This is a genomic window from Modestobacter sp. DSM 44400 (assembly GCF_900107175.1).
In the GTDB taxonomy this organism is placed as follows: Bacteria; Actinomycetota; Actinomycetes; order Mycobacteriales; family Geodermatophilaceae; genus Modestobacter.
Genome location: NZ_FNOZ01000100.1, coordinates 1 through 5,720, shown reverse-complemented (window position 1 = coordinate 5,720; position 5,720 = coordinate 1). Strand labels below are relative to the sequence as shown.

The 5,720-nt window shown below is 72.8% G+C and carries 7 protein-coding genes; 4 read left to right on the top strand and 3 right to left on the bottom strand.

Annotated elements, in window-relative coordinates:
- On the top strand, window positions 1-315 hold a 315-nt coding region (locus BLW04_RS24450), incomplete at its 5' end, for a transposase (protein ID WP_139306822.1).
- 896 nt (window positions 316-1,211) lie between these two features.
- Here BLW04_RS24450 and BLW04_RS24445 read toward each other — a convergent pair.
- Both BLW04_RS24445 and BLW04_RS27165 read right to left on the bottom strand, forming a co-directional pair.
- On the bottom strand, window positions 1,212-2,660 hold the full coding sequence (locus BLW04_RS24445; protein ID WP_175484277.1) for an AAA family ATPase: 1,449 nt from the start codon (window positions 2,658-2,660) through the stop codon (window positions 1,212-1,214).
- A 99-nt stretch (window positions 2,661-2,759) separates the two neighbouring features.
- On the bottom strand, window positions 2,760-3,014 hold the full coding sequence (locus BLW04_RS27165) for a transposase family protein (protein ID WP_091548145.1): 255 nt from the start codon (window positions 3,012-3,014) through the stop codon (window positions 2,760-2,762).
- Here BLW04_RS27165 and BLW04_RS29930 point away from each other — a divergent pair.
- The 3 genes from BLW04_RS29930 (at window position 2,977) to BLW04_RS24425 (ending at window position 4,526) form a co-directional block, all read left to right on the top strand.
- Window positions 2,977-3,165, top strand: a complete 189-nt coding sequence (locus BLW04_RS29930; RefSeq protein ID WP_091548143.1) for an ATP-binding protein — start codon at window positions 2,977-2,979, stop codon at window positions 3,163-3,165. The two genes, BLW04_RS27165 and BLW04_RS29930, sit on opposite strands and share 38 nt — an antisense overlap.
- 312 nt (window positions 3,166-3,477) lie before the next feature.
- Window positions 3,478-4,245, top strand: a complete 768-nt coding sequence (locus BLW04_RS24430) for a ParA family protein (protein WP_091548141.1) — start codon at window positions 3,478-3,480, stop codon at window positions 4,243-4,245.
- Complete coding sequence (locus tag BLW04_RS24425; protein ID WP_091548139.1) at window positions 4,242-4,526, top strand: hypothetical protein; 285 nt, start codon at window positions 4,242-4,244, stop codon at window positions 4,524-4,526. The genes BLW04_RS24430 and BLW04_RS24425 overlap by 4 nt, the downstream gene beginning before the upstream one ends.
- Window positions 4,527-5,229: 703 nt before the next feature.
- Here the strand turns inward: BLW04_RS24425 and BLW04_RS24420 are convergent.
- Window positions 5,230-5,720 (bottom strand): LuxR family transcriptional regulator (locus BLW04_RS24420; protein ID WP_091548137.1); only part of this gene is annotated, 491 nt, incomplete at its 5' end.

Below are 5,720 nucleotides of genomic sequence, written 5' to 3'. Positions count from 1 at the left end.
GGCGCGTTCCGGCTGCTGGCGGACAAGGCGTACTCCCATCCCAGTACGCGGGCGCACCTGCGGGCGAAGAAGATCGCTCACACGATTCCCGAACGCAGCGACCAGATCGCACGCCGCAAGGCCAAGGGCTCGGCCGGTGGGCGACCACCGGCCTGCGATGCCGAGCTCTACAAGGACCGCAACACCGTCGAACGCGGGTTCGGCCGGCTCAAGCAGTGGCGCGCTATCGCCACCCGCTACGACAAATACGCCACCACCTACCTCGGCGGTGTCCTCCTCGGCTGCATGATCATCCATCACCGCGTCCGCAGTTAGCAGACACGCTCTAGCCACTCGGGCGAGCTGGTGCCGCATTTCGGGCAGGGACGGAACGTGCGGGCGCCACTGGTCGGCCCAGTCGGTGAGCTGGTCGACGGCGCGGGCGACCGCTGCCCGTCGGAGCCCGAGCCGGCCTGGGCCGTCGAGCACGACCTTGGCTGCCGCCGACGCTGCGTCGCGTTCGCCGTCCCAACGCGCCAGCAGCGCATCGCGAGTCCGGTCGGCGTAGGCGGCGATAACCGTTGCACTGGATTCGGCCTGCTGCATGATTCGCTGGGCGGCGATCGCCGTGGCCTGGTAGTCGGCGTCACGCCTCACCAGCTCTCCGGCGTGGGCGGCCTCCAGCGCGACGACCCGGCGCAGCGAGTCCCGCTGCCGCTCCAAGAAGGTGAGCCGGTCCTGGCACCGCTGTTCGGCCGTCCACGCCGTATGGAGGTCGGCCAGGACCTCCATCAGCGGTCGGCCCTGGGCGTAGCGGGCGGCCTCCTCGGCGGCTCGCTGCGCGGCGGAAGCGGGGCCGAGGTCGGCGCGGTCGCGGGCGAACACGGCGATCCACTGCTCCCGGGCCTCGGCCTCGTCGGCGGCAAAGAGGTGGGCGGTGTTTCCAGTGCGGCCGCGGGTCATGCCGACATACGCGGCGGCGGCGCCGGTGTGCTCACCGATCACCAGGTGCGGGCTCGGGACGGTGTCACCCTGCACCCCGTGGGCGGTGCTGGCATACGCCAGTTCAACATGCGCGGTGACGTAGTCAGGCGGCAGCACCCGCTCCCCTACGGCGGCCGGAGTGACAGGTCCGCGAACACGGCCGGTCGGGGTGACATCGGCGGGGGTGACAACGAGCGCACCTCTCCCGTCGACGGCAACCACGGCCCAGGTGTCGCGGTTCGCGACGCTCAGCTGGCGGTCGTTGCGGCGGGTGGCGACCCGCCCCCGATCCGCTGCCCGGCGCGCGTAGTCACGACCGCCGCGTCATCGACGCGGCCGACGGCGACCAAGCGCTCGCGGACGGCGGCGTTGAGTTCGGCGGCCTGTTCGCGGGTGTCGACCACCACCGCCACGCGCACGCCCTCGGCGTAGGAGGCGGCTGCGGTGCCGGCCAATGCCTCGGTCAACGCGCCGGGGTCGGAATGCAGCCGGACCTGGCCGCGCGCGACCAGGGCGTCGAAGACCGCGCCCGGGTCCTCCCCGGTGCGCATGGCCAGGGTCAGGTCTGCGTACTCGCTGTCCGGAACGGTGACGCCGGCGCGGTCGGTGCGGGTGAACCGGTGCACTGTCTCCAGTGTCAGGTGCGCGGCCGGGTCGGCGGCGCGGGCGGCGAGGTCGAGGACGCCGCCGCGGCCGACCGCGGCCAGCTGATGCCGGTCACCGATCAGCGCTACCGGTACCTGACATTCGTCGGCGACGGTGAGCAGGGCGCGGGCGGTGTCCTGGTCGAGCATGCCGGCCTCGTCGACAACGAGCAGATCCCCGCGGCGCAAGGGGGCGCTCTCGCCAGGTCCGGCGTAGACACCGCCGGTGACCGGGTCGGCCTGGCCGGCGGTGAGGCGGGTCCAGGTGCCGTCCTCGGTCCAGCGCCAGCCGTGCTGGAACACCAGCCACGCCGCCGATCCGGTAGCGGGCCGATCTCGGCGGCGGCGACGTGGGCGGCCTTCAGCGTGGGCGTTCACCACGACCAGGCGCCGGCCTTCCCCGGCGAGCAGCTCGCGGGCCGCGAAGAGGGTGGTGGTCTTACCCGCACCGGCCGCGCCCTCGACGACAATAAGCTGGCGGTCACCGGCCAGCACGGCGACCACCGCGGCCTGCCCCGCGTCCAGCCGCCCCAGGCCGTCCGTGAGCTGCCGCGGAGGTGTCAGGTCGGCGTCACCGACGCCGACCTCGGTGGGAACGGCGCGGGCGGCCAGCCGATCGGTCAGGTCCGCCTCCGCGTCGAGCACCGACTGGGACGTCCAGGTGCGGATGTGCTCGGGCACGCCATCGCCATCCAGCAGCGGCACGCAACGTTGCAGGGCCCGGGCGGTGAGGTCTTCGGCCAGCTCAATACGCACCCCCGGGTCGGCCACGATGTCCTCGGCGGCGAGCAGCTGTTCGACCTCGCCGCGGATGTCGGCCGGGTTCCACCCGGAGCGGGCGGCGGCCAACCGGAAGAGCACGACGTCCACCGCCTGCTCACGGTCCAGCCGTCCGACGGGGCTGGGCGTCAGGTCGACGGCGGCGACGCGGTGGCGGTAGCCGAGCCGGCCCAGCTCGGCCAGCCATCGGGCGGTCAGGTCCTCGCCGGGTCGCGGGGTGACCTTGTCGGGGCGGCCATCGGCCCACGCTCGTGCGTCCCATGCCCGCCGCAACGCGGGTCCGGGTTGTTCGCCAGGGTGCGCCGCCGTCCACTCCCGTTCGTAGCGGTCCAGGTTGCGGCCGATCTGCGCCGCCCGCGCACTGAGGTTTTCTCACTTGTTTCCGCGGTCGAGTGAAGTCAGGACAAGCGCGGCGGCGGCAATTGCGGTGATGCGTTGTGGGCAGACGGTCACGCGCTCGAGTGCACGCCAGCGGCCGAGCAGGGCGTGAACGCGCTCGGTGGGCGCGCGCAGCGCGGTGATCAACTCGTTGTAGCAGCGGTTGTCGGTGTGCAGCGGCCCGTCGGGTCGGTGCTTGATCGGCGCGTGGATGCCGACGCCGGCGCAGATCTTCGATCCGTTTTTCACCACCAAGGACGTCGGACGCGGCAGCGGACAAGGCCTCCCCCTAGCTCGTGCCGTCGTCCACGAAGGACACGCCGGCATCCTCACCGTCGACGCCACCGTCGGATCCGGGACCACGTTCACCATCCGACTCCCCATCGACGGCAAGCCATGACCTTGGCCGACGACGCCAGCGGACACAACCTCTCCCAGTGGCCGCTACTCTCCTGCTCGGGCAGGAGTCGGATGGCTCAGGTGCCGGCGGGACGTCACCGTGATCAGCCGTCGGGGCGATATCTGCCCCTGTGCGGCTGCGGAGCCTCTGCGGCGTGGAGGCTGCGGCGTGAGGTGTGCGGCGCACGGCGCCGGCTTGTCGTTTCGGGGACCGTGGGCCTGTTGGGAGCGGTGTAGCTGGTGTGGCGTGATGGACTCGCGGAACCGGCCTGTCGTGGCCGTCACATGACGGCGGGCAGTCACACTTCGCCGCATGCGTCTGGCGGTGTGCTCGTCAAAGGGCGGGGTCGGCAAGACCACGACCGCCGCCAACCTGGCGGTCGCCCTGGCCGCTCGGGGCCGCGTGCTGGCCGTCGACACCGATCCGCAGGACAGCCTAGGCCGGGCGTTCGGGGTCGTCGCCAAGGGCCATGACGACAGCCTGGCCCGCTGCCTGGAGGACCCGACGGCGGATCCCCGAGCGGTCATCCGCCACGAGGTCGCGCCCGGGCTGGACCTGTTGCCTGCGCACCCGGCGCTGGAAGCGGTCGCCGTGCAACTGGCCAGCGCCGGCGGCCTGCTCACCAGTGTCCGCCGAACGCTGCGGCCGCTACTCGCCGCGTACGACCACGTCATCCTGGACACCCGCGGCGACCTCGGCGGCCTGACGCTGGCCGCGCTATGCGCTTCCGACACTGTGCTCACCGTCTTCACCAGCGACCCCGGCTCGGCGCTCGGGGTCGTCCGGGTGGCCGGCTTCGTCGAACAACAACGGGCGTTCGAGAACACCTCCGCAGTTCTCCTGGGGGCCGCCTGCACCGCCTGGGACAAGGCCGGACGCGCCGCCCGCCAGGTCCTGGAAGCCCTCGAGGGCACCGGCCTGCCACTGATGCAGACGCGGGTGCCGGTGTCCCGCCGAGTGCCCAGCAGCACGCTCGACAAGCGCCCGATCATCCTCTCCGCTCCCACCAGTCCCGCCGCCGTCGCCTTCCGAGCCCTCGCCGACGAGGTGCTCACCGCCGCCGAAAGGACCCAGCCATGACCACCGACCCCTCGCCCGCTGCCCGGAGCAGCCGCTCCCGGACCATGCACAACGACCTGCTGCAGGACCTGCGCCAGGCCGCGCCCCCGGCAGTCAGGCCGCCAGTGGAGGACCGGCCCCCACGGCCGCCCCGACTCACCCCGCCGCAGACGCCGGCCGCGGAGCTCCGCTTCACCCCCCGGCGCTGGTCGAACCCCGCGCTGCGCCGGCTTCCCGGCGGGGACGGTCTTGTCCTGCACCTGGGGCCGCTCCAGCTCACGGTCGGTCACCTGTCCAGCTGAACCCGACCACGCCCCGCAGGACCGCCTCGCCTCGAGCCGGTCCCCTCCCCCGGACAGAGGTCGACGACCCCATGCCGATGCCTGCATCACCCGACAACGTCCGTCCGCCGCTGGCCGCGACGGCGACCGGGCCGCTCATTCGTTCAGCACACGGCCCCCCGGCCGCCTCCGGGGGCCGGCACCGGGCGAGCGACTCGGAGGTCACCGACGAGCTGAGCGCGACAGTGGTTATCACAGCGGAGACGCTGTCCCACGGACGGCATGCCGCAACGGAGACCGCACCCTGGGCCCGTCCCCCTCAACCACCCCCTCGACCGGCGGCGACGGATGCCGGCCCAGCGGCGCCGGTACGGGGGAGTGACCCGCCGAACCCGCGCAAGCCCAGCTGGCGGTCGGCCCTGGCCGGCCGCCTCCCAAACGTAGCGCTCAGGCGCCAGGCTGCAGCAGACTCGTAGACGGTGACAAGTCGCGTCGGGCGCCCTCGGCTATCGCCCTCCCTCGGCTCGAGCCGACAACTTCGCACCCGTCCGGGAACGATGAAGCGACCAGGGCCCGAGGTTCTTCCGTAGCGGGGCGACGGGGTGCCGGACGGACAGGCTTTGTCCCGAACAGGCACATTATTGGTCAGCCCCAAAACGGCATTTGCCAACGACGGTCATTCCTCGTCTTCCCGCTCTCCACAGCCGCGGGTCTGTACCGGCAGTCAGTACAGGTAGCGGTCGATGCCGGAGCCGTGGGCCCACATGTGGTTGATGCGGTCGGCGGTGCGGGCGTAGGCGTCTTCCTCGGCGTCGCTGAGCGTGCAGTCGGTGCCGGGCGGGGTGGCGCGCAGCGGGGCGGTGAGCAGTCTGGTGTCGTCGGTGGAGGCGAGGTCGAGCAGGCCGGCCAGCCGCGCGAGCGGCGAGATCAGCTCGGTGCGGTCGGTCTGCCGGTGGCCGCTGCCGAGCCGCTCGGCGTGGCCGTCGACCAGCTCGGCCATGTCGGGGTTCAGCCCCGGGTGGCCGAGCGCGGCGGCGGTGGCGCATAGGAAGCTGATGTCGGCGGCGGGCAGGGTGAGCACGATCAGCGGCGCATGCTCGTAGCGGCCGTCCGGAGCGAGCAGCCGGCCGCGCCCGGGTCCGCGGGTCTGGGTGGGCGCCAGGGCGGTGAGCAGGCGCTGGACGGCGGCGAGGGCGACCCGGCCGGCCAGCGGCG

Coding starts and splice junctions, on each gene's coding strand:
- BLW04_RS29930 (WP_091548143.1), top strand. CDS start 2,977: ATGCCGACGCCGGCGCAGATCTTCGATCCGTTTTTCACCACCAAGGAC.
- BLW04_RS24425 (WP_091548139.1), top strand. CDS start 4,242: ATGACCACCGACCCCTCGCCCGCTGCCCGGAGCAGCCGCTCCCGGACC.
- BLW04_RS24430 (WP_091548141.1), top strand. CDS start 3,478: ATGCGTCTGGCGGTGTGCTCGTCAAAGGGCGGGGTCGGCAAGACCACG.